General features: G+C 65.2%; 21 protein-coding genes and 1 pseudogene. 9 read left to right on the plus strand and 13 right to left on the minus strand.

Annotated features, from left to right (window positions below):
* From ureG to AC1D14_RS15955, 4 genes are read left to right on the plus strand one after another with little or no spacing between them, the layout of a single operon-like run.
* Nucleotides 1-618: an urease accessory protein UreG gene (gene ureG, locus AC1D14_RS15940; RefSeq protein ID WP_230119263.1), complete on the plus strand. Its 618-nt coding sequence runs from the start codon at nt 1-3 to the stop codon at nt 616-618.
* Nucleotides 615-1,532 (plus strand): urease accessory protein UreD, encoded by a 918-nt coding sequence (locus tag AC1D14_RS15945; protein WP_230119264.1) that lies wholly within the window; start codon nt 615-617, stop codon nt 1,530-1,532. The genes ureG and AC1D14_RS15945 overlap by 4 nt, the downstream gene beginning before the upstream one ends.
* Nucleotides 1,532-2,659: a HoxN/HupN/NixA family nickel/cobalt transporter gene (locus AC1D14_RS15950; protein ID WP_230119265.1), complete on the plus strand. Its 1,128-nt coding sequence runs from the start codon at nt 1,532-1,534 to the stop codon at nt 2,657-2,659. Before AC1D14_RS15945 ends, AC1D14_RS15950 begins: the two co-directional genes overlap by 1 nt.
* A gap of 56 nt (nt 2,660-2,715) precedes the next feature.
* Entirely contained in the window at nt 2,716-3,300 is a 585-nt protein-coding gene (locus AC1D14_RS15955; protein WP_230119266.1) for an HhH-GPD-type base excision DNA repair protein, read from the plus strand.
* A gap of 33 nt (nt 3,301-3,333) precedes the next feature.
* Here the strand turns inward: AC1D14_RS15955 and AC1D14_RS15960 are convergent, their stop codons facing one another.
* The 8 genes and pseudogenes from AC1D14_RS15960 to AC1D14_RS15995 form a co-directional block, all read right to left on the minus strand.
* Nucleotides 3,334-3,942 (minus strand): TetR/AcrR family transcriptional regulator, encoded by a 609-nt coding sequence (locus AC1D14_RS15960; protein WP_230119267.1) that lies wholly within the window; start codon nt 3,940-3,942, stop codon nt 3,334-3,336.
* A gap of 105 nt (nt 3,943-4,047) precedes the next feature.
* Nucleotides 4,048-6,246, minus strand: coding sequence for an alpha-galactosidase (locus AC1D14_RS15965; protein ID WP_230119268.1), 2,199 nt, complete (start codon nt 6,244-6,246; stop codon nt 4,048-4,050).
* Between the two features lie 149 nt (nt 6,247-6,395).
* Nucleotides 6,396-6,568: pseudogene (locus AC1D14_RS15970) on the minus strand (sugar ABC transporter substrate-binding protein); the annotation flags it as partial.
* Between the two features lie 53 nt (nt 6,569-6,621).
* A complete protein-coding gene (mgrA, locus tag AC1D14_RS15975; protein ID WP_230119269.1) occupies nt 6,622-7,683 on the minus strand; it encodes an L-glyceraldehyde 3-phosphate reductase in 1,062 nt (353 codons plus the stop codon).
* A gap of 142 nt (nt 7,684-7,825) precedes the next feature.
* Complete coding sequence (locus tag AC1D14_RS15980; RefSeq protein ID WP_230119270.1) at nt 7,826-8,047, minus strand: hypothetical protein; 222 nt, start codon at nt 8,045-8,047, stop codon at nt 7,826-7,828.
* A gap of 76 nt (nt 8,048-8,123) precedes the next feature.
* Nucleotides 8,124-9,461: an ABC transporter substrate-binding protein gene (locus AC1D14_RS15985; protein WP_230119271.1), complete on the minus strand. Its 1,338-nt coding sequence runs from the start codon at nt 9,459-9,461 to the stop codon at nt 8,124-8,126.
* Nucleotides 9,462-9,533: 72 nt separating this feature from the next.
* Nucleotides 9,534-10,436: a carbohydrate ABC transporter permease gene (locus tag AC1D14_RS15990; RefSeq protein ID WP_230119272.1), complete on the minus strand. Its 903-nt coding sequence runs from the start codon at nt 10,434-10,436 to the stop codon at nt 9,534-9,536.
* A 12-nt stretch (nt 10,437-10,448) separates the two neighbouring features.
* On the minus strand, nt 10,449-11,393 hold the full coding sequence (locus AC1D14_RS15995) for a carbohydrate ABC transporter permease (protein ID WP_230119273.1): 945 nt from the start codon (nt 11,391-11,393) through the stop codon (nt 10,449-10,451).
* A gap of 153 nt (nt 11,394-11,546) precedes the next feature.
* Here AC1D14_RS15995 and AC1D14_RS16000 point away from each other — a divergent pair, with 153 nt between their 5' ends.
* The 5 genes from AC1D14_RS16000 (at nt 11,547) to AC1D14_RS16020 (ending at nt 19,220) form a co-directional block, all read left to right on the plus strand.
* The gene (locus AC1D14_RS16000) at nt 11,547-12,779 is read left to right on the plus strand and encodes a Gfo/Idh/MocA family protein (protein ID WP_230119274.1); all 1,233 of its coding nucleotides are present in this window, start codon (nt 11,547-11,549) and stop codon (nt 12,777-12,779) included.
* 21 nt (nt 12,780-12,800) lie between these two features.
* Nucleotides 12,801-13,856, plus strand: a complete 1,056-nt coding sequence (locus AC1D14_RS16005; RefSeq protein ID WP_230119275.1) for a LacI family DNA-binding transcriptional regulator — start codon at nt 12,801-12,803, stop codon at nt 13,854-13,856.
* A gap of 215 nt (nt 13,857-14,071) precedes the next feature.
* A complete protein-coding gene (locus AC1D14_RS16010) occupies nt 14,072-15,619 on the plus strand; it encodes a glycoside hydrolase family 32 protein (protein WP_476968753.1) in 1,548 nt (515 codons plus the stop codon).
* 522 nt (nt 15,620-16,141) lie between these two features.
* Entirely contained in the window at nt 16,142-17,599 is a 1,458-nt protein-coding gene (locus AC1D14_RS16015; protein ID WP_476968754.1) for an APC family permease, read from the plus strand.
* A complete protein-coding gene (locus AC1D14_RS16020; protein WP_476882218.1) occupies nt 17,589-19,220 on the plus strand; it encodes an amidohydrolase in 1,632 nt (543 codons plus the stop codon). Before AC1D14_RS16015 ends, AC1D14_RS16020 begins: the two co-directional genes overlap by 11 nt.
* A 51-nt stretch (nt 19,221-19,271) precedes the next feature.
* On the opposite strand, the gene AC1D14_RS16025 is transcribed toward AC1D14_RS16020, so the two are convergent.
* The 5 genes from AC1D14_RS16025 to AC1D14_RS16045 form a co-directional block, all read right to left on the minus strand.
* Nucleotides 19,272-19,658 carry an IclR family transcriptional regulator domain-containing protein gene (locus AC1D14_RS16025; RefSeq protein WP_476968755.1) on the minus strand — a complete coding sequence of 129 codons (387 nt, stop codon included), beginning with the start codon at nt 19,656-19,658 and terminating at the stop codon, nt 19,272-19,274.
* Between the two features lie 85 nt (nt 19,659-19,743).
* Nucleotides 19,744-20,694, minus strand: coding sequence for a carbohydrate kinase family protein (locus AC1D14_RS16030; RefSeq protein WP_476968756.1), 951 nt, complete (start codon nt 20,692-20,694; stop codon nt 19,744-19,746).
* An 84-nt stretch (nt 20,695-20,778) separates the two neighbouring features.
* Nucleotides 20,779-21,573: an ATP-binding cassette domain-containing protein gene (locus AC1D14_RS16035; protein WP_230121293.1), complete on the minus strand. Its 795-nt coding sequence runs from the start codon at nt 21,571-21,573 to the stop codon at nt 20,779-20,781.
* A complete protein-coding gene (locus AC1D14_RS16040; protein ID WP_230121294.1) occupies nt 21,570-22,616 on the minus strand; it encodes an ABC transporter permease in 1,047 nt (348 codons plus the stop codon). The genes AC1D14_RS16035 and AC1D14_RS16040 overlap by 4 nt, the downstream gene beginning before the upstream one ends.
* A gap of 154 nt (nt 22,617-22,770) precedes the next feature.
* Nucleotides 22,771-23,889: a substrate-binding domain-containing protein gene (locus AC1D14_RS16045; RefSeq protein ID WP_230121295.1), complete on the minus strand. Its 1,119-nt coding sequence runs from the start codon at nt 23,887-23,889 to the stop codon at nt 22,771-22,773.
* Nucleotides 23,890-23,984 lie beyond the last annotated feature (95 nt).

Genomic DNA, 23,984 nt, shown 5'->3' on the forward strand with positions numbered 1-23,984 from the left:
ATGTCTGAACCCATCAAGATCGGCATCGGCGGCCCGGTTGGCGCCGGCAAGACCCAGCTGGTGGAGCGTCTCACCCGCCACATGAGTCGCGAAATTTCCATGGCCGCGATCACCAACGACATCTACACCATCGAGGACGCCAAGATCCTGGCCGCCAACGGAATCCTTCCGGAGGACCGGATCATCGGAGTCGAAACCGGCGGCTGCCCGCACACCGCCATCCGCGAAGACACCTCCATGAACACCGCAGCCATCGAGGAGCTCAAAAAGCGCCACCCGGACCTCCAGGTCATCTTCGTCGAGTCCGGCGGCGACAACCTTTCCGCCACGTTCAGCCCCGAACTGGTGGACTTCTCGATCTACATCATCGACGTGGCGCAGGGCGAAAAGATCCCCCGCAAGGCCGGGCAGGGCATGATCAAGTCCGACCTCTTCATCATCAACAAAACCGACCTCGCCCCGCACGTCGGCGCCGACCTCACTGTCATGGAGCGGGACTCTCGCGAGTTCAGAGGTGCCAAGCCGTTCTGCTTCACCAACCTGAAAACGGATGAAGGGCTGGACGCCGTCATCGAATGGGTCCGCAGGGACGTCCTGATGCTCGACCTGGCGCAATGAGCGCGACGGCGCGTGGTTCGGCCCCGCTGGTCGAGCCGGTGGGGAGCGAGACCCGGGGATTTGGACAGGCTCAATCAGCGGCCATGGGGGAGCTCGCCTTGCGCATCGAGCAGCGCGCGGGAAAGTCCGTGGCCTCGCATCAGTACCATCGGGGCGCCTTGCGGGTTTTGCGGCCGCACTATCTGGATGAGTCGGGGCAGGTTTGTTATGTGCTCGTGAATCCTGGAGGCGCCTATCTTGGGGCTGATCTTTATGTCATTAACGTGGAGGTGGGCGATGGGGCGAAGCTGCTGCTGACCACCCAGTCCGCCACCAAGATTTACCGGACTCCGGGGTCGTTTGCCGAGCAGCGGATGACCGTCCGGCTGGGGGAGGGGGCGCAGCTGGAGCTCGCTCCTGACCAGGTCATTGCGTACCGGGAGGCCAGCTACCGGCAGAATGCGCACATTACGGTCCGGCCGTCGTCGAGTCTGGTGATGGCCGAGGTGGTCACGCCGGGATGGTCCCCGGACGGGGCGTCGTTCCGCTACGAGGAACTGCGGCTGCGCACCGAGATCCACGTCGCAGGCACGCCAGGCACCGACCTTCTGGCGCTGGACAACCTGCTGATCCGGCCGCCCTGCAGCGACGTCACCGGCATGGGGTTCATGGAGGGCTACAGCCACCTGGGTTCGCTCGTGGTGGTGGACGCCCGCGTGGACCAAGCGCTCGCCGACGAACTCCATGCCCTAACGGCCGGCCACGACGCCTACACCGGGGTGTCCCTCACGGTGTCCGTTGGCGGAACTGTGGGCCTGGTCCTGCGGTCGCTGTCCAACAGCACAGAGGAACTCGCCACGCTGCTGGGTGACTGCACGGCGCTGCTGCGGAAACGCTGGTACGGGCAGGCGCGCCTGAACCTGAGGAAGTACTGATGACCACACTGACCCAGTTCGCCGCGCTCTACCGCGAGCGGGAGCGGCTGCCGGTCCGGACGAGGCTGATGATCACCTTCGGTGCGGTGGCCGCACTCCACCTTGCCGCCGTCGTGCTTCTCCTTGTCGGAAGTCTTGGGGTCGGAAGTCTTGGGGTCGGAAGTCTGGGGGCCGGAAGTCTTGGGGCGGGAAGCCTCGGCGCCGGAACAGCGACGGCGGGACAGCCGCTGGCGTTGAGCCTGGTGCTCACTGCCTACCTGGCGGGCATCAAACACAGTTACGACTGGGACCACATCGCCGCGATCGACAATTCGACGCGCAAGTTCGTGGCCCAGCGGAAGGACCCGGTGAGCGTCGGGTTCGCGTTCAGCCTGGGCCACAGCTCGGTGGTGATCCTGGCCGGCATCCTGGTGGTGGGCGGCGCAGCGATGGTGGGCCAGTTCATGGAGGATGGCACCACCGGGAACCTGGTGCTGGGGCTGGTCGGCAGCGGCGTCTCCGGGCTGTTCCTGCTGGCCATGGGACTTTTCAACGGTTCCGCGTTTGTGCGGGCCGCACAGGCCTACCGGAGTGTTCAGGGTGGCGGGGAAGTGCGGGTCGAGGATCTCGAGGCGAAGGGGTTCGTTGCACGGCTGCTGGCCAAACCCTTGTCCCGTGTCCAGCGGCCGCGGAACATCTACGTGATCGGATTCCTTTTCGGGCTGGGCTTCGATACTGCCACCACCATCGGACTGCTGGTCATGACGACGGCGGCATCCCTGGCCGGAGTTTCCCCGCTGGCCCTCCTGGCGCTCCCGCTGGCGTTCACCGCCGCCATGACGCTGTGCGACACCACGAACGGCGTCGCAATGATGCACATGTACAGGTCGGCCATCCACAATCCGTTGCGGAAACTGGGATTCAACGCCGTGATCGCGGGTATTTCGGCGGTGTCCGCCCTGTTCGTCTCCGTCATCACGCTGGGCGGATTCTTCAACGCTGCCTTTGGCCTCGATGACCCGCTGACCACCTGGCTGGGAAAAATCGACCTGGGCGACGCCGGACTGCTCCTCATCGCTTTGCTCCTGGCCGCATGGGGTGTGGCCACGGTGCACGGACGGCTAAAGGGCCGCTCCCCGGCCGCGTAACCTGAACACAGGCGCACCCTATGACGCTGACCGGGGCGGGTGCAAGGATAGGACGCATGGAACTGCACATCACAGGGGACCCCGCTGCCGATAAATTGCTCAGCGATGACGCGTTTGCGCTGCTCACCGGCATGCTGCTTGACCAACAGGTGACCATGGAGTCGGCGTTCGCCGGTCCCGAAAAGATCCGGACGCGCATCGGATCCATGGAGCCCGCTGCGATCGCCGGGTACGACCCCCGGGGCTTCGTGGAGATGTTCAAGGAGCGGCCGGCAGTGCACCGCTTCCCGGGATCCATGGCCGGACGTGTGCAGGCCCTCGCCGAGACTGTGCACCGCGATTGGAACGGGGACGCCGCAACCATCTGGACGCAGGGTGACCCCGACGGCCAGGAGGTGCTGCGCCGGCTCAAAGCCTTGCCCGGATTCGGCGAGCAAAAGGCCAAGATCTTCCTTGCGCTCCTTGGCAAGCAGTGCGGACTCCAGGCGGAAGGCTGGCGCGAGGCCGCCGGCCACTACGGCCAGAAGGATGCGTTCCTGTCTGTTGCCGACATTGTGGATCCGGAGTCGCTGAGCAAGGTGCGCGCCAGCAAGCAGGCTGCCAAGGCCGCTGCCAAGGCCGCGAAAACCGCCGGGGACTGACGCTTCGTCCTGTACGGCGCCGCCAAGGCGGCGTCAGGCAGCCAGCCTGGCCCGGAGCCCGCCGATAATTACATCCAGGCCGAAGTCGAAGGCGTGCCCGCCCCGTTCCTCCGATGGTCCTGCGTTGCCGAGCGCGCGCTTGAGTGTGGGATAGCCCTCCGCCGGCGGGTCCCAGACAACTTCCGGAGCCGCCAGGTCCAGGGCTGCGCCCAAGGCAAAACTGTCGATCGTGGAGATGGCCGCCACCACGTCCCGTCCCCGGAACCCCGCACTCTCCAGGGCCAGCGCGAGGTCCTCGTAGAGGCCGATGACATCCGGATCCGTGATCGTCTGAAGGACCAACAGCGGGGCCAGCCGGGGGTGGCGGACGAACGCGTCCCGGTAGGTACGGATCAGGACCCGGAGGGCAGCCTCCCAGTCGCTGTGGTCCACCGGCGGATACGGCTCCTCGGTGATGATCCGGTGGCGCAGGAGCTCCAGGATCTCGTCCCTGCCGCTGACGTGGTTATAGATGGAGGATTGGCTGACGCCGATCTTCTTCGCCAGTTTCGGGAAGCTGAAATCGCCGCTCTCATCCACCAGTTCCAGGGCGGCTGTGGTGAGGGCCTCCACGGATATCAGCGGGAGGAGCGGGCGCCCCATGTGTTCTCCTGACTGCAGCTCTTGAAGGTCAAGCCCAGCCTAGTCGGCGGGGCCCCGCGACGTGCGGAGAGCGGCGGAAACGGCGGGGCAGCACCTTTCCCGTTGCTACAGTGCGGTGAATTTCAGCAGCAGTGCGTGTTCGGGGTTGAGGGCGGGCATGGGCAGTCCCACCTCGGCGAGGAAACGCCCGCTGGCCACTGCGCCGTCCGCCATCCAGGCCGGGGGCTGGACCTGCGTGAACGTGTGCGAATAGTCGGCGTCACCCGGAGCCGGGAAGACGGCCTCCACCCGGTACTCCCGGTCCGGCTCCAGACCGGGGATGGAGATCCGGCCGGGCTGTTCAGCGAACGCGGTGCGTGTGCTGACCAGGGCGAACAGCGCCGCCGTCGAACCTTCACCCATGTCTGCGCCGCCGTCGGCCACCACGCCGTGGAGCATGAGCGAGTCATCAGCGACGTCGGCGCGGATCATCCGGCCACTGTGGATCAGGCCGCGGTGTTCCTTGTACAGGCCGATGAAGCGTTTGAGCTCCTCCCGCTCGGCGCCCTGAACGCTGCGGACATCCCATTCCATGCCGAAGTGGGCGAACAGGGCGGTGATGGCGCGGAAGGACAGGTCGTGCGTGCGCGCCGTGGTATGCGAGGTTGTGGGCCCAATGTGTCCGCCCACCAGCTCCGGCGGAACCACCACGCCGGTCCAGCGCTGGATGGTCTGGCGTTCCAGCGCATCGTTGCAGTCCGAGCCCCAGATACGGTCTGTGCGTTCCAGTATCCCTAGGTCCACGCGTGCTCCGCCGGAGGAGCAGCTCTCAATTTCGACGCCCGGATAGGCCTTGCGGAGTTCGTCGAACAGACGGTAGGCGGCCAGGGTCTGCTCGTGGACCGAGGAGCGTCCGCCGTGCCCGTGTTCGAGCAGGTCGCGGTTTTGGTCCCATTTGAGGTAGCTGACGTTGTTTTCACTCAGAAGGGCGTCAATGCGGTCGTAGATGTACTGCCACGCCTCCGGGTTTACGAGGTCGATGACGTGCTGCTGCCGCCATTCAAGTGGCAGGCGGCCGCCGTCCTTGTAGCTCTGGGCGGACGGGCCAACAATCCATTCGGGGTGCGCACGGACAATATCGGAGTCGAGGTTGACCATTTCCGGTTCCACCCAGAGGCCGAACTCCATGCCGCGGGAGGTAACGGCGTTGATCAGTGGCGTGAGGCCGTCGGGCCAGAGTGATTCGTCGACGTACCAGTCGCCCAGGCCGGCGCGGTCGTCGCGGCGTCCGCGGAACCAGCCGTCGTCGAGAACAAAACGCTCAACACCAAGCTCCGCGGCGGAGTCAGCCAGTTCCATCAGGGTGGCCAGGTTGTGGTCGAAGTAGACCGCTTCCCAGACGTTCAGCACGACCGGACGAGGCTTGCCGGTGGGCAGGCCGGTGGCTGCGGCGGGCAAAACGTGATGGGGGCGGGACCGGAACCAGTTGTAGAACGCCTCGCTGATGCCGTCCAGGCCGCGGTCCGAGTAAGCGGCGAACAAGGTGGGGGTGGTGTAGCTGCCGCCCGGCTCAAGGACGACCTCGGCGGGGCCCAGGAGCTCCGAACCGCCGATCATGGTGCGGCCGTCCCCGATGCTGTCCGCGAACTGCTCGTGGTTGCCACTCCAGGCCAAATGAGTGGCCCAGACCTGCCCGTGCCGGTTGCCGAAACCGGCGGTTCCGGCGGCGAAGAGTAGGGAGGAGTCGTGCCCGGTGCGGCCGTGCCGGCCCGTGCGGACCCAGGTGCCCTGCTGGATGGGGCGGCGCTGCGGGTGGCGTTCCCGGCACCAGCGCCCGGTCAGGTCAAGGATTTCGACGGCTTCGGGCGCCACAGGGAGGACGGTGGCCAGTTCGTCGAGCTGATAGGGCGTGGTGCCATCGTTGGTGAGGGTGTGGCGCAACTCCAGCAGGCCGCCGTCGTGCAGTGTCAGGGCGGAGGAGACTGTGAGGCCGGCCTCAGGATCGGACTGGACGATCACCGCGGAGGTCCCCTCGGCAGCGGCGCTCACTACGCGGAGGCGGGCTGAGAAGTCCAAGCCGGAGACGCCGTCGGCGATGCGGTGGCCGCGCAGGGCGGGACGGCCCCGCCAGCCGGCTGAAGCCTGCGGCAGGAGGCCAGTCGGTACAGTGGCGTCGACGGACGACGGCGGGATGGCCGCCGTGAGGATGGCGAGGTCCGGCAGCGTGCTGCCAAGGTCCGCGCCCCAGTGGATGACCTCAGCCTCCCCGCTGTCGAAGCTGATCACTAGGGTGGTTCCGGCGGAACGGAGGTGGAGGGGATCCATGAAATGCTGTCCTTCTGTGTGGGAGTAGGGGGTCGAGTACTGCGGGGGAATTAGACGCCCGCGGCACGCAAGCAATAGAGCTGGTGGCCTACTTGAAGAGGGCGTTGACCTTCTCGTTGGCCTCAATCAAGGTGCTGGGGCGTCCTTCGTGGGAAAACTACGCCCTTGGAGGCTTCGACGTCCTGGCAGCCAGCCGGGGCGAGGTACTCGACCCACTTGGCGGAAGCAGCCGGGTTCTTGGTGCGGGCCCAGATCGAGTTGGCAAGTCCGTTGAACGCTTGCCCTCGGGGCCTTCCGGGGTAGGGGCGATGCCGGCCGGCACTGATGATGGTGAGGCGGGTGCCGAGGCCACGGGTCAGGTCCCAGCCGGACACTTTAGCTCCACCTGCCGACAGCGGAACTCTTCTCCGCCCGGGGGTTGATATCGGATTCGACGGCGAACTCGTCGATCGCCGTCAACTCCTCCTGCGTGAACGCCAGGTTGTTGATGGCGGACAGCGTGTCCTCGAGCTGCTGGACGCTGGAAGCACCCACCAGCGCGGACGTGACGGGCGAGCCCTTGGGCTGGTCGCGGAGGATCCAGGCGATGGCCATCTGCGCCAGTGATTGCCCGCGGCCGGCGGCGATCGTGTTGAGCCCTCGGACGCGGTTCAGTTTGTCCTCGGTCAGCGCGGATTCGGACAGGAACCGTTCCTTGGCCGCGCGCGAATCGGCCGGGATGCCGTTCAGGTAGCGGTCCGTCAGCATTCCCTGCGCCAGCGGGGAGAACGCAATGGAGCCGGCACCAACCTGGTCCAGCGCCTCGTACAGGTTGGGGGCGCCGTTCTCGGTCCAGCGGTTCAGCATGGAGTAGCTGGGCTGGTGGATCAGCAGCGGGGTGCCCAGTTCTTTCAGGATCAGCGCCGCCTCGAGGGTCTGTTCCGGGGTGTAGGACGAGATGCCGGCGTAGAGCGCCTTGCCGGAGCGCACGGCCTGGTCCAGGGCGCCCATGGTCTCTTCCATCGGGGTTTCCGGGTCCGGGCGGTGGCTGTAGAAGATGTCCACGTAGTCCAGGCCCATCCGGCCCAGCGACTGGTCGAGGCTGGCCAGCAGGTATTTGCGGGAGCCGAAGTTGCCGTAGGGGCCCGGCCACATGTCGTAGCCGGCCTTGGTCGAGATGATGAGTTCGTCGCGGTACGGGGCGAAGTCGTCCTTGAAGTGACGGCCGAAGTTGGTCTCTGCCGAGCCGTCCGGGGGTCCGTAGTTGTTGGCGAGGTCGAAGTGGGTGACGCCGAGGTCGAAGGCGCGGCGGAGGATGGCGCGCTGTTCATCGAAGCGCTTGTCGTCGCCGAAGTTGTGCCACAGGCCCAGGGAGATGGCGGGAAGTTTGAGGCCGCTGAGTCCGACACGGCGGTAGGGCATGGACTCGTAGCGGTTTCCCGCAGCGGGGTAAGTCATAGGTTCATCCTGTCGGGACCGCTCACGTGCAGGTCCGGGGTCACGGGGTTCTCTGTTGGTTGAGGTGGTTTTCGGCTGCTATTCATCGTGGGATGAGTGGTTCCTGGTCACGGTTTCCAGGGGAAGCTGTTCCCATCGCGGGTTACCATTCCTGCTTTTCCTGGATGGATCCGTACGGGATATCCGGGTGGAGCTGGACCGTGAAGTCCCGGGGGGAGTGCCGGGCAACGAGGATCCCTTTGCCGCCGCAGAGCGGGGCCCGCTCGGCGAGGATGTTCACGGCTTTGTCCAGTTGGTCCTCTAGTTGGCTGCGTTTCTGGACGCGAATGTGGAGGAGGTCTTCATTTGATGCATCGGTGTACATGATGGTCCTGTAGATCGTCGTCGCGCGGGCGGAGGGGCGCAACCGAAAGGGCCCGCCCCTCCGTGGCGTCGAATGGTTATTTGAAGAGGGCGTTGACCTTTTCGTTGGCCTGGGTGAGGGAACTGGCCGGGGCCTTGCCGGAGACCACTGCGTCCATGGCGGGATTCATGATGCCGTCAACTTTGGCAGCCTTGTCCGCGATCGGGAAGAGGAACGTCGTTTCATCCTCCACCTGTTGGGTGAAGGCGGTGACGTCGACGCCCTTGGCTTTGAAAGCCGCGGCAGCCTTGGCGGTGGAGGACTTGATGGCGGGAAAGACGACTCCCTTGGACGCGACGACGTCCTGGCAGGCTGAGGAGGCGAGGTATTCGACCCACTTGGTGGCTCCTGCGGGGTTCTTGGTGCCGGCCCAGATGGAGTCGGCCAGGCCGTTGAACATGGACGCGCGCTTGCCGTCCGGTCCCGTCGGGGTGGGTGCGATGCCGGTCTGGATGCCCTTGTAGCCGGTGTACTGGCCGGTCGTCCAGTCGCCCTGGCTGTTGATGGCGGCCTTGCCGGCGCCAAAGTTGTCCTGCATGCTGGCGCCTACCGTTGTTTCAAGTTTGGGCATGTAGCCCTTGTCCGCCAGCCCGGCCCACCAGGCGATGGTGTCCTGGAACTTAGGGTCGTCGTAGTTGAACTTGGTGCCCCAGGGGTTCTTGTCCGTGTGGGTCCAGCCGGTGGTGGCCGTCAGGAAGCTCCACTGGGTCTGGCCCTGGCCCGAGCCCGAGGACTCCAAACCCAGGCCGTAGACGGCCACATTGTTCTTATCGAAGCCGGCTTCGTCTCCGCGTTTACCGTTCTTGTCAACGGTCAGGTGGGCGATGGTCTTCTCGTAGCTGCCACCATCCTTGGGGTTCCAATCCAGCTTGGCCATCTGCTCGGCCGTGATGCCGGCGGCGTCGGTCATGGCCTTGTTGTAGAAGAGGCCCACGGTGTCCCAGTCCTTGGGAAGGCCGTAGCGCTTGCCGTCCTGGCCCACCCAGAGATCGGCCAGGCCCTTGTTGTAGATCGAGAGATCGACGTGGTCCTTGGCCACGGCGTCGTCGAGGGCCAGCAGCTGCTTCTTGGAGGCAAACTCCGGGTACTTGGACAGGTGGTCGGCGAAGACGTCCGGGGCGTTTCCGGCGACGAATCCGTTGGTCAGGGTGGTCCAGTAGTCACCCCAGCCGCGCTGGGTGATCTTGACCTTGATGTCCGGGTTGGCCTTGGTGAAATCCGCCGCGCAATGCTGGTAAGCGGGCAACTGATTGGCATCCCACAGCCAATAGTTGATTTCGCCCTTGGCCTCGGTGGAGGTGGATCCGCCGCTGCAGGCGGAGAGGGAGATGGCGATGGCTGCGGCGGCAGCGACGGCGCCTAGGGTTTTTTTCATGATGGACCTTTCGAAGAGGGCATGAGGTGCCCGGAGTGGACTTTGGTGGGGGTGAGCGGTTGGATTGGCGGTCTATTTGATGCCGGAGAATCCGATGGAGTTGACCACCTTTTTGCCAAAGGCGAGGAACAGGATGAGGATGGGCACTGCCGCAACGATGGTGGCGGCCATGAGTCCGGACCAGTCCGGGGCGCCCTGGGGGGACTGGGACTTGAAGACGCTGAGGCCCACGGTGAGGACGCGGATGCTCTCGTCGTTGCCGACCAGCAGTGGCCAGAAGTATTCGTTCCATTGGCCGATGAACGTCAGCAGCGCGAGGGTGGCCATGGGTGCGGCGGCGTTGGGCAGGACGATCTGGAAGAAGATACGCAGGCTCTTGGCCCCGTCGAGCATGGCTGCCTCCTCCACTTCGCGGGACATGCTGAGGAAGAACTGCCGCAGGAAGAAGATGGCGAACGCGGACATGAACAGGAAGGGCAGCGTCAGGCCGGCGAACGTGTTCAGCAGTCCCAGGTTCTTGATCATGAGGAAGTTGGGCAGCGCGGTGAAGATCCCCGGAATCATCATGGTGGCCAGGAACACGGAGAAGACCTTGTCACGCCCGGGCCAGCGGAGCCGGGCGAAGGCGTAGGCGGCAAGTGCGCTGAAAAAGACCTGGGCTGCGGTTGTCACGGTGGAAAAGAGTATCGAGTTGCGCAGGTACAGCCAGAAGTCGATGACTGCCCCGGAACCTCCTTCGGCGATGGCCTCCTCTGTGGTCTGCATTCCAAAGACACGCTTGAACGCGCCCCAGGAGAAGTCCGCCGGCAAAAGGTTCCCGGAGTTGGAGGCCAAGGAGTGGTTGCTGGAGAGGGCCGTCCGGAGCATCCAGAGGAACGGGAAGATGGTGACGATGAGCGCCAGGGCGATGAGGGCCCAAGCGCCGACGCGGCGCCAGTCGAGGGCTTTGCGGGTGGTGAGTGTTTGAGTGGTCATGGCTGGTGTTCCTTAGTCCAGGTCCGATTCGTTGCCTTTGAGGAACTTCATCTGGATGAAGGCCACGAGTGCAAGGATCACGAAGAGAATGACGGACAGGGCGGAGGCGTAGCCGAAGTCCGATTCGCCGAAGGCTTTTTGGTAGATGTACATCTGGATGACGCGGGTGGCGTTGACCGGGCCGCCGCCGGTGGTGACCGCGACGGTGTCGAAGACCTGGAACGATCCGATGACGGTGACCACCAGGACCAGTGCCAGGACCGGGCGCAGGAGCGGCATGGTGATGCTCCAGAACGTCCTGGTGGGCGAGGCGCCGTCCAGGGAGGCCACTTCGTAGACATGGTGGGGGATGGCCTGGAGGCCGGCGAAGATCAGCAGGGCGGTGTAGCCCATGTGGCGCCAGACGTTGACGAACGCGATGGTGGGGATGGCCCATTGCTCGCTGCCGAAGAAGGCGACGCGGGGCAGGCCCAGCCAGCTGATGATTTCGTTGACGATGCCGATCTGGTAGTCGAGCATCCAGAACCACAGCAGGGCGACGATCACGTTGGCCACCAGGAAGGGCAGCAGCAGTGCGCCGCGGACGAACGCGGACTTGGCCACGCGGTGCATCAGCAGCGCCAGGCCGAGGGCGATGACTATCTGGAAGACGATGTTGATTGCGACGTACTGGATGGTCACAGCCATCGCGTTCCAGAAGAGCTCATCCTTGAAGATCGCCGTGTAGTTGTCGACCCCGACCCATTTGGGCTCGCCGAGGATGCTGTACTCGGTGAAGCTCAGGTAGACGCCGCGGATGGTCGGGACCAGACAAAAGGCAACGAGGCCGATCATCGCCGGGAGGATGAACAGCAGTGCGATCCTGACGTCACGCAGTTTGGCCCTGCGACGGCCGCGGTTTGAACGCTGCGGCATCTTATGCGCTGCGGCGGGTGGGTCCTTGGTAATGGTGGTCATCTTTGATCCCTCTCCTGTGAGGCAGGTAACAATTGACCGCTACTCTACGCGCGTAGCTTGGAAAAACGCAACACCTTCCCTGAGAAACAGAGGTTTTTGGCTAATCAAAAAAGCACTATTGACGCGCGTAGATTTCATGGCCATACTTTTTTCATGACTTCTTCAATTGGAATCGTTGGTGCGGGACAGTTCGCAGGCGTATTCGCCAAGCTCTTCGCCGCCCACCCCGGAATCTCAGACATCTATCTCACCGACCTCATCACTGAGCGTGCAGAGGCCCAAAGCAGCAGCGCCGGCGCGTCAGGGACGTTCGACAGCTTCGAGGCAATGCTTGAAAGCGACGTCGACGCCGTAGCGATCTTCACCCAGCGCTGGACCCACGGACCCCTGGTGCTGCAGGCGCTGCGCGCCGGCAAGCACGTCTACTCCGCCGTGCCGATGGCGATCTCCGAAGAGGAGATCGCAGAAATTATCGAAGCGGTCCGCGAGACCGGGCTGACGTACATGATGGGTGAGACCAGCTACTACAACCCGGCAACCGTCTTTGCCCGCAAGAAGAATGCCGAGGGTGCCTTCGGTCGGATCTTCTACGCTGAGGGCGACTACGTCCACGACATGGACCTCGGCTTCTACGACGCCTACCAGTACAGCGGCGGCGAAAACTGGAAGCGCACCGCCAGCTACCCGCCCATGCTCTACCCCACCCACTCCGTGGGCGGGGTGCTCGGAGCAACCGGCTCCCACGCCGTCAGCGTCAGCTGCGTCGGGGTCCGGGATGAGCGCGGCGACGGCGTCTTTGACCGTGAGGTGAGCATGTTCGCCAACGACTTCTCCAACGCCAGCGCACTGTTCGAACTCGCCGGCGGCGGGTCCATGCGCATCAACGAGTTCCGCAGGGTGGGCTACCCTTCCCACCTGCGCGAGAGCCGCTTCCGCTACTTCGGCACCGAGGCAAGCATGGAACAGCTCGCCCTGGTCAGCGTCTGGCAGGACAAGCACGCCGTGACAGACATCAGTGACCAGCTCGAGACCCAGGCAACCATGGACGCGGATGACCCGATGTTGGCCGACGTGGCCCCTGCTCTGCGCGATGCCTTTATTTCCGGCATGGCATCCGTGCATGACGCGGGACGGCTGCCGGCGGAGTTCCGCGGCCTGGCCAACGGCCACGAGGGCAGCCACCACTTCCTCGTGGACGACTTCGTCACCGCCATCAACACCGGCACACTGCCTCCGGTCAACGCCTGGGAAGCGGCCCGCTACACGCTTCCCGGCATTGTGGCCCACCAGTCGGCCCTGCGCGGCGGCGAACGCCTGCCGGTGCCCGACTTCGGCGACGCTCCGGCAGAGCTGCCCCGCCCGGTACTTCGCGAGTCCGCCAAGTGAAACGCCGATAGCATGGTTGCCATGCCGCACCCGACCTCACAAGCCAAGCCCATCACACGCGACGATGTTGCCCGGCTGGCAGGGGTCAGCAGCGCCGTCGTTAGTTACGTGGTCAACGGCGGGCCCCGGGCCGTTTCCCCTGCGAACGAGGCCAAGGTGCGGCAGGCAATCAGGGCGCTGGGCTACCGGCCCAACGCGGCAGCCAGGGCACTTGCCTTAGGTTCCAGTGAGATGCTCGCCATGATCATCCCCGATGCCCTGAATCCGTTTTTCGCCTCGCTCGCCCGCGCCGTCGAGAACGCCGCGGCCGAGCGGGGCTACACCCTCCTGCTGGCGGACTCTCAGGCTTCGCTGCGGACAGAGCGCCGCCTCATCAAGAACTTCGCCGCCCGGAAGGTGGACGGACTGTTCCTCTGGAGCGAACTGTCCGATCCCGATCTGATGGACCTTGAACAGGCAGACATCCCCGTAGTGCTCCTGAACCACAGCACCGACCTTGCCACAGCAGGCAGTCCCGCCGTCATGAAACACAGCGCGGGAGACCACGACGCCAACTCCGTCGGAGTAGCCTTCCGGGACGGAGCGCGCATGGCGGTTGAGCACCTCATCAGCCACGGCCACGAACGCATCGGGCTGGTCATGGGCAACACTGCTGGCGGCGACCTCGACGCACGCGAGGTCGGGTGGCGCCAGGGCATTCAGGACGCCGGCCTCACCCCGGGCCCGATCGTTCGGGTTCCGTTCACCCGCGAGGGCGGGTACCGCGCCGGGCAGGAGCTGCTGGCCCGCAGCGAGCGGCCGACCGCGGTCTTCGTCAGCTCCGACCAGCAGGCAGTTGCTCTGCTCTGCGCCCTCCAGGAGGGCGGCCTGCGGGTGCCGGAGGACCTCGCGGTGTTCTCCTTCGACGGCTCACCCGAAGCTGAATACACCTGGCCCCGGCTCAGCACAGTCGCCCAGCCCGTCAAGGACATGGCCCAAGCCGCCCTCGATGCCCTCCTGGCGCCGCCCGGAAAAGAAACTCAGACCAATATCTTCCCCGCCGAACTCGTACTGCGCACTTCCTGCGGCTGCCACTGAAACACACGGCTTCAACGCTGCGCTAAGGCGACAACCTGCCGGGGGGCCGGCATCCCCCAGCACTGGGAGAACCCGCCCCTCCGGGGTGCACGTCCGTCCGCAACCGCCCACCGGCGGGTGCGTTTCCTTGATGACCGGAAGCCACCCGGCAGCCGCCGCGGCCGCCACCTGCGCGCAGCGTACCCCACCGATTACCCACAAAGGCACCCAACGTCATGACTGCTAATCCCGCCCACGAGGATGACATCTTCAGGCCCGCCATCCACTACACGGCCAAAAACACCTGGCTGAACGACCCGAACGGGCTCGTCTACCACGAGGGCATTTATCACCTCTATTACCAGAACAACCCCTTCGGGAACGTTTGGGGCAACATGTCCTGGGGCCACGCCACCTCGGTGGACCTGGTCAACTGGGACGAGCAGCCCGTGGCCATCCTCTGCGACGCCGAAGAGGACATCTTCTCCGGCAGCATCGTCATCGACCAGTACAACACCAGCGGCCTCGGCAACGGGCAGGCCGCCCCGCTGGTGGCAATTTACACCAGCGCCTACAAAGACAGCTCAGCCCGCCGCGGCACACAGGCCCAGTCCCTGGCCTGGAGCTCCGACGGCGGCTACACCTGGACGAAGCACCAGGGCAACCCCGTCCTCGACAGGAACTCCGCAGACTTCCGCGACCCGAAGGTGTTCCGCTATAGCGGGCCCCCGGGCAGCTATTGGGTCATGGTGGCAGTCGAAGCAAACGAGCACAAAGTGGTCATCTATAGCTCCGATAACCTTCGGGACTGGCACTACCTCAGCAGCTTCGGACCCGCCAACGCCACCGGCGGCGTCTGGGAGTGCCCTGACCTTTTCCCCTTGCCACTGGACGGCGACGAAGAGCAGACCAAATGGGTTCTCACCGTGAATCTCAACCCCGGAGGGCCCAATAGCGGATCAGGGGGCCAATACTTTGTCGGCCACTTCGACGGCGTGGCCTTCACATCCCAAACAACAGTCACCGACGGCAGCAACCAAACGGCCGACCTCGACACCTACCACTGGCTCGATTGGGGGCGTGACTACTACGCGGCCGTCTCCTTCAACGACGCACCCGACGGGCGCCGTCTCATGGTCGGCTGGATGAACAACTGGCAATACGGCGCCGCCATCCCGACCTGGCCATGGCGCAGTTCCATGTCACTCGTACGCGAAATCTCCCTGGTCACACATCAGGGCCAGCCCCGACTGTCCCAACGGGTCGCCGACGAATATCGAACCGGCAACGCACTGTCGGTGAGCACCTGGGCTGATCTTGCAATAGATGAAGGAATGCGCCACCTGCACACCGGAGCGCCGGTAGAGATCATCGAGGTGATCTTCATCCCGGGATCCGCAGGGGAATTCGGACTCATCATTCGAGGCAACGGCACCGACGGCACACGCATCGGCATCCGTCCCTCCGAGAACCGGCTCATCATGGACCGGAAAAGCTCCGGCAACACGGAATTCCATGACGCCTTTGCTTCCACCGATACGGCACCACTGAAACAGGACTCTGACGGCTCATACACTCTCACCCTCTTCATCGACCACTGCTCAGTGGAAGTCTTCGCCCAAAACGGGCTGGTCACCATGACAGGCCTGATATTTCCCGGGCCGGACAGCACCCGTCTGTCGCTATACGCCAAAGGGGGGACCGCCACCGCCCCCTGCCTGAAAGTGACGCGACCCGCGGAGCCACCAGTGCGAATCGAAGAGCCACTGGTCCTGAGTCGGTAGCGCTTAATGACCAATGAGTAGGGCTTCCCATGGGCAATTCCTTAGATGTAATCCATCGCGACCAGAACAGTGCCAAGCAAGATGCCGCGGCCCAATCCGTTGTCAATTTCGAGGCGGCCCGAGTGAGAGATAGCGCCTGAGGCCCGATGCGCGGGCCGACGACTACCTGAGCCACGTACTGCTTCAAGGAGCGCCTAGCCTTCGCCCGCTCAGGTGTGATGAGGTTTTGAAGCGCCGTGTCGATCCCTGGCAGATAGCAGTCCTCGCCAGGAGTGAAGAACAGACGGCACTCAACGATTGTCGAGTCCACCATTCGCTTGTCGAGCCGCTGGTCTCCGATCCCGGTAATGCGCCACGTGTCCGCAGATTGATCCCCTTCCGGACATGTAGTGGCCGTGCAGACGACTTTGGACATTGCGTGCAACGACTTCGGAAAATGACAGCTATTGTGCTCTGCGCCACACGCATCCATAATAAACGAAAGCCTTTCGTTTAGCTGGGCTCCCAAGAAAGGACGGACTAGTGCCGGATACCCAAACCAGACCACCGACGTCGTCCGCGGACGGCGCCCTCAAGCGCAATGCCCTCGGTACGGGCGGCATCGCCTTCCTCGTCATCTCGGCAGCGGCGCCGCTGACCGTCATGGCAGGCGTGGCGCCGGTAGCCATCGGCGTGGGCGGCATCGGCGCCCCGGCCGGCTACCTGCTGGCGGGCATCGTGCTCACCCTCTTTGCCATCGGCTTCATGGCCATGACCCGCCACGTCAAGGCATCCGGCGGATTCTACACCTACATTTCGCTGGCCATGGGCAAGACCGTGGGGCTGGCCTCCGCCATCCTGGCGATCGTCTCTTACAACTGCCTCCAGATCGGTGTGTACGGCCTCTTCGCCGTCCAGACCCACGACATGTTCAAAGTGCTCTTCGGGCTCGAGGTGCCGTGGCCGGCCATCGCGCTGGCCGCCGTCGCAGCCGTGTGGTTCCTCGGCTACCGGGGGATCGACGTAGGGGCTAAGGTACTCGGAGTGCTCCTCGTGGCCGAGACGGGCATCCTCGCCGTGATGGGAGTGGGCATCCTCAGCAGCGGCGGAGCCCACGGGATCAGCGTGGGTTCCTTCAGCCCGGACCAGGCGTTCGGACCTGGCGTCCTGGCGATCCTTGGCATCTGCTTCGCCGCCTTCATGGGCTTTGAGTCCACCGTGCTGTACCGTTCCGAGGCCCGAAACCCGGACAAATCCGTGCCGCGGGCCATGTACATCGCCGTCGGCTTCATGTCCGTTTTCTACGCCTTCATTGTGTGGACCGTGGTCCAGGCGTACGGCGAAGACCGCGCCGTGCAAGCCGCGGGTGAACTGGGCGGCGGGATGTTCTTCCAGACCATCAACCACTACGTGGGCCCGTGGGCGGAAGTGGTCATGTACCTCCTGATCGTCACCAGCGTCTACGCTTCGCAGCTGGCCTTCCACAACGCCATCAACCGCTACGTGTACATGCTGGCCCGCGACGGCGTGCTGCCCGCCTTCCTCGGCCGGACCCACCACCGGTTCCAGTCCCCGCACCGGGCAGGCCAGCTGCAGACCGACCTGGCCGCGTTGGTCATCACCATCTGCGCCCTGCTCAACGCAGATCCCTACCAGCAGCTGCTGATCTGGGTGAACACGCCGGGAATTTTTGGCATCGTGGGGCTCCAGGGTCTGGTGTCGGTCGCGGCGTTCCTCTACCTGCGCCGGAACCCCGCCGCCGCGACGCACAAGCTGATGGTGCCGCTCAGCCTGGCCTCGGCGATTCTGCTCTTCGGTGTGGTGCTGCTGATCGGCCTGAACATCGAGCTGCTCACGTTCGCCGACGCACTGACCAACACCATCCTGATCCTGGTGACGCCCCTCGTCTTCATTGCCGGGCTCCTGGCCGCCCGCTGGGTGCGCCGCCACCGTCCCGCGATCTTCGCGCAGATTGGAAGCTTCGAAACCCATGAATCCTGATTTGATCATCCTGGCCGATACCATCCACACGATGGATGGCAGTCCCGCCCAAAGTCCTGCGCTGCAGGCGGTGGCAGTCCAGGACGGCGTGATTGCCGCCGTCGGAAGCCGTTCCGACGCCGAAAACTGGCCGGCCGCGGAGGTCATCGACTTCGGTGCCGCCGTGCTGACGCCCGGGCTGGTGGACTGCCACATCCACCCTGTTTTCGGACTGGAACTGACGCGCGGCACCGACCTGTCCGGCGCCGCCGACCTCGCCGGCGTGCGCGCACTGTTGCGTGCCGAAGCGGAAGCAGCCCCCTCGGGGGACTGGGTGCGGGGCTGGGGCCTGGACCCCAATGTGTTCGGATCCGCCGCGGCCCATCGCGAGCTGATTGACGACGTCGTCTCCGGGCGTCCGTGCCTCATCCGCCTCTTCGACGGGCATTCCGCGCTGGCCAGTTCCGGGGCACTCGAACTGGCGGGGATCACCGGACCGCGGGCGTTCGACCAGGCGTCAGAAGTGGTGTGCGACCACAGCGGCAGGCCCACCGGGCTCCTGCTGGAGGCCGCTGCCATCGAACTCGTGGCACAGGTAATGCCGGCGGAGTCCTTCGACGAACGGAAGGCGAGGCTGGCCGAATTCTTCACGCAGTTCGCGCGGTCCGGGCTGACGGGGGCGCACGTGATGGACTGCGGGGAGGGTTCACTGGAGCTTTTCCGGGCACTCGAAGACGACCTGGACGGCGGGCTCCCGCTGCGCCTGCGGATCTCGCCGTGGTGCATGCCCGGCAGCGGCGAGGAAGACTGGCAGCGGCTTGCGGAACAGATCGGACTCGGCGGACGACGCTGGGAGGTGGCAGGCATCAAGCTGTTCGTTGACGGGACGGTGGACAACGGCACCGCGTGGCTGTTCGAGCCCGACGCTTATGGGGCGTCGGTGGCCCCGTTCTGGCCGCGCCCCGAGGAGTACGCGGCCGCGGTGCGGTACTTCGCCGGCCGTGGCATTCCCACGGCCACGCACGCGATCGGCGACGCCGGAGTGGCTGCAGTCCTGGATGCCTTCGAGTCCCTGCCTCCCGGCGGACCGTCCGCCGTGCACCGGATCGAACACCTCGAAACTGTGCCGGACGCCCTCATCGGAAGGTTCTCCCGCTCGGGCCTGGTGGCCAGCATGCAGCCCACCCACTGCACGCACTACTCCCGCGCCGACCACACCGACAACTGGTCCACCCGGCTCGGACCGGAACGGGCCAATAACGCCTGGCGGTGTGCGGACCTCCGCGCGGCGGGAACCACCCTGGGGCTCGGCTCCGACTGGCCCATCGCTCCGTTCGAACCGCTGCCCATCCTGGCGGACGCGCAATTACGACGGCGGTCTGGCCGCCCGGGCGAACAGCCGATCGTTCCGGGCCAGGCCCTCACGGCACTGCAGGCGCTCGAAGGCTACACCTCGCACGCTGCCATGGCTGCGGGGGAGTGGGCGGTCGCCGGGTCAGTCACCGTGGGCAAGCGTGCGGATTTCACTGTGTTCGACGTCGATCCGCTCTCGGTTGCCCCGGATGACCTGGCTGCCGCTCACGTGTTGGCGACGCTCGTGGACGGACGGGTGCAGCACCTGGCGGTGGAGGCGGTCAGGTAGACCGTGGCAGCGCCGACGCGCTGCCGGCGAAAGGGTGCCCCGGCAGGACGGTCAGCCTTCCGAGTGGGCGCGGACGTCATCCTCCAACGCCGTGCGGAAGCCCAGGTTGCGTGAGACAGCCCTCGCCGTGGCCCGCACGGCGGGAGCCAGGACATTCGCCGGAGTGGTCCCGTCCGGGACGACGATCGAAAGCGCGGCCACCACGGTGCCCTGTGCATCGAAGATCGGCGCGGCGACGGATACCGTCAACGACGGCGCCGACCGCCGGATCATGGCGATGCCGGTCCGGTGCACGTCGGACAAAGTCCTGCGCAGCTGGCCCTCAGGCATGGCCTCCACCCCCGGCTCGATGTCCGCCGGAGCTTTGAGGATGCGTTCCTGGAAATTTTCAATGAGTGAAACGCGGGAATGGCGGAACCGCCGGCAACGCGGGGTCACCTAGGGCCGCATATTGTGTCCGGAAGCGGCCGTAAGTGACCCCGCGTTGCCTGAGTTGTCCAGCGGCAGGTCGTCGTTGTCCATGTCAGGCGGCGGGGACTGCAGCAACCTCCGGAAGGTCCGCCAGCAGTTCTTCAACGGTGGGTGGATTGGCGCCTGGCCGGCGGACGGTGATGGCTGCGGCCTTCGAGGCTGTTCGTCCGAGGGTTTCCAGTACGGCCGGGGCCAGGCCGTCCGTTCCGCGGGCCAGCAGTCCGTAGATCAGTGCGGCCATGTAGGAGTCGCCGGCGCCGATGGTGTCGGCGACCACCGACCTGATGGAAGGGATATGCAGCTGTGTGGCCGGGGTTGCCAGCAGGGACCCCTCGGAGCCGCAGGTCACGACGGCCAGTCCTGCGCCCAGTTCGAGAATGCGCTTCGCCGTGTCCTCGAGCTCGAGTCCGGGGTAGAGCCAGTGGGCGTCTTCGTCGCTGAGTTTGACCACGTCGGTCAGCGGAACCAGGTCCTCGAAGATTAGACGGGCCTGGGCCTGGCTGCCGAGGAGAGCAGGCCGGATGTTGGGATCATAAGTGACCATGCATTCACGRTGCGCCTGTTCCAGGAGCGCCTTGACCGCGGCGGCGCCGGGTGCCAGGAAGGTGGCGATCGAGCCGGTGTGGAGCACCTTGGGGAGGAATGCCGGGGCAACCTGCGGGAGCTCCCAGCTGATGTCGAAGTCGTACGTGGCGGAGCCGTCGGCGGCGAGGGTGGCGGTGGCGGAGGCCGTGCGGCCCTGGGATGTGGAACCGGGGAGGAGCTCGACGCCGGCGCGGCTCAGGTGCGCTTGGATCGCTTCGCCGCGGTCGTCGTCGCCGATGGAGGTCAGGAGGGCGGCGCGGACGCCGAGGCGTCCGAGTCCGTAGGCGACGTTTGCCGGCGATCCGCCGGGGTGCTCGATGGTGCCCTCGGGGGAGGTGACGACGTCGACCAGCGCTTCTCCGATGACGATGACATCAGGGGTTGTGGCGGGGGTGCCAGTGGGTTGGGTCTGGGGCATTGGGGGGCCTTTCATGGAGCCGTCCGCGGACCTGGTGCAGGCCCGCGGACGGAGTTGGGAGAGAGTCGGTGGTGCACTTCCGGACTAGGCGGTGGCCGCACCCGTCATGATTGCCACCGCATCGGTCATGCTGTGCGACTGCGGCGTGATGGTGGCCGCGCACTTGCCCAGGCGCTGGATGTGGATCCGGTCGGCCACGTCGAACACGTGGGGCATGTTGTGGCTGATCAGGATGACCGGCAGGCCCCTGTCCCGGAGGTCCCGGACCAGCTGCAGGACCTGGTTTGATTCCCGCACACCCAGGGCTGCTGTCGGCTCGTCGAGCACAACCACCTTGGAGCCAAACGCCGCGGCGCGGGCCACGGCGACAGCCTGGCGCTGGCCGCCGGAGAGGTTTTCCACCGGCACCGTCACGTCCTGGAGCGTGGAGATGCCGAGCCTGGTCAGCTCTTCCTTGGCTTTGCGGCGCATTCCCTTGGTATCGAGGACGCGGAAGATCTTACCCAGCGGTCCGGGAACCCGCTCTTCCCGCCCCAGGAACAGGTTGGAGGCGACGTCGAGTGCCGGTGACACGGCAAGGTTCTGGTAGACCGTTTCAATGCCGTGGACGCGGGCGTCCTGCGGGCGCTTGAAGTGGACCTGCTGGCCGGAAACGAACAACTCGCCCGAGTCAGGGACCTCGGCCCCGGTGAGGCACTTGATGAGCGTGGATTTTCCGGCGCCGTTGTCGCCAATGATCGCCAGGACTTCGCCCGGGTACAGGTCGAGGCTGACGCCGTCCAGGCCCACCACGCGGCCGAAGGTCTTGACGAGGTTCCTGGCCTGCAGGATCGGCTGGCGGACCTCGGTCTTGGCCGGCTGGAATTCTGTGGCGGTCATGATTTCACCTTTCGGATCCACTGGTCGATCGACACAGCGAGGATGATGAGGACGCCCACGGCGAGGGTCTGGTAGAGCACATCGAGGCCCGCCAGCGAGAGGCCGTTGCGGAACACCCCGACGATCAGCGCCCCGAGGAGGGAGCCCCAGATGGAGCCGCGCCCGCCGAAGAGGCTGGTTCCGCCGATGACGACGGCGGTGATGGAGTCGAGGTTCAGGTCCACGCCGGCGTTGGGGCTGGCTGCGTTCGTGCGGCCGATCTGGATCCACGCGCCGACGGCCAGCACGGCCCCGGCTGCGAGGTAAACGCTCATCAGGACCCGGTTCACCGGGATACCGGCCAGGCGGGCGGCTTCCTTGTCATCGCCCACCGCGTAGACGTGCCGGCCCCAGGCGGTCTTGCCGAGGATGAACGCGACCGCGATGTAGAGCAGGAGCATCATGACCACGCCGGTGGAGATCCGCACTGGGCCGACCGGGAACGTGCTGCCCATCCACGTCAGCAGGCCGGGCATGGCCGAGCCGCGGACTGTGGAGCCGCCGGAGTAGAGAAGCGTCACGGCGATGAAGATGTTCAGCGTTCCGAGCGTGACGATGAACGGAGGGAGCCGGAACCTGGTGACCAGGAAACCGTTCAGCGCCCCCGCCGCCAGACCCACGACGAGGCCGAGGAGCAGAGCGAGCGGAGCGGGCGTGCCGCTGCCGACGGCCAGCTGTGCCACCACCATGGAGGAGAGGATCATGACGGCGCCCACCGAGAGATCGATGCCGGCCGTGAGGATGATGAGGGTCTGGGCGATTGCGAGGGTTCCTACCACCGAGACCTGCTGGGTGATCAGGGACAGGTTCTCGACCCGCAGGAACCTCTCATTGAGGAGCCCGAAGACCACCACCGCAACAAGCAGGACAATGGCCGGGCTTAGTGCGGGATAGCGGTGGAGGATGTTGCGGATTCGGCTTAGCGGGGTCTGGCGGTCGAGGAATTCCTCGGCGGGGTCTGCATGCCCTGCGGTGGGCGGGCCTGCGGTCTGTTGCTGGGTCACTGTTGCTCCTGAACTTCAAGGTCCTGCTGGGGCTGGGGCTGGTTCGGCCGGGGCCGGTGCGGCGGCTGCTGCTTCTGCAGTCAATTCTCCTGCTGTGAACCGCGGGAAGATACTGAATTTTCAGCACCTTCCCGCGGTGTGAGGTTCACGCGGGCTACTTGCCCCAGCAGATCTTGGCGGCGTCGGACGTGGTGATGCTCTTGACGCCGTCGGCGGCCTTGTCCGTGACGAGTTCGACGCCGGTGTTATAGAAGTCCAGTCCTTCTGAGTTGGCTGGCTTCTTGCCGGTCTTGGCCAGCTCAACGATGGCCTTGACGCCCAGTTCCGCCATCTTCACCGGGTACTGCTGGGCAGTGGCGCCGATGACGCCGGCCTTGACGTTGTTGACGCCGGAGCAGCCGCCGTCAACGGAGACCACCAGCACGTCCTTTTCCTTGCCGGCGGACTTCAGCGCCTCGAAGGCACCGGCCGCAGCCGGCTCGTTGATGGTGTAGACCACGTTAACGTTCGGATTCTTGGCGAGGAGGGTTTCCATGGCGGTCCGGCCGCCGTCTTCGGCGCCCTGGGTTGCCTGGCTGCCCACGATCTCGTAGTCGCCGCCCTTGCCGCCGGTGTACTTGCCGGTCTTGGCCTCGTCACCGTTCTTCTTCTTGTCCGCGGTGTCGATGCCCAGGCCGGTGAGGAAGCCCTGGTCCCGGTTGTAGTCGACCGAGACAACCTTGTCATCGAACAGGTCCAGCAGCGCGATGGTGGCCTTCTTGCCGGCCAGCTGCGCGGCGGTCCACTTGCCGATCAGTTCACCTGCCGCGAAGTTGTCGGTGGCGAAAGTGATGTCGGCGGCGTCTGCCGGGTCCGGCGGAGTGTCCAGGGCGATGACGAACAGGCCGGCGTCCTTGGCTTTCTTCAGCGCATCCACGACGGAAGGGCCGTTGGGGGTGATGAGGATGCCTTTGTCGCCCTTGGAGATTGCATTTTCGATGGCCTGGATCTGCGTCTCCTCGTCGCCGTCGGCCTTGCCGGCCGCGAGCTTCAGGTCCACACCGTCGGCTTCGGCGGCCTTCTTTGCACCATCCTGCATGGAAACGAAGAACGGGTTCGAGGTGGTCTTAACAATCAGGGACACACCGACCTTCTCGGCCGAAGAGCTTCCGGACGACGAGGTGGATGGGGAACTCCCGCCACAAGCGGTGAGGCTGAGCGTGCCGAGGGTCAGGACTGCACCGATGGCAAGCAGGCGGTGGGCGACTGTCCGCGGGGCTTTGGAACTCAACATTGAATCTCCTGGTTTCGTGGCACTTCTGGTGCCTGACAACGATGTCATGCATCATGTAATCAAGATCACGGGGTACAGTCAAGAGAAATTTCGAT

The sequence above is a fragment of the Arthrobacter sp. P1_B11 genome, from assembly GCF_056406715.1.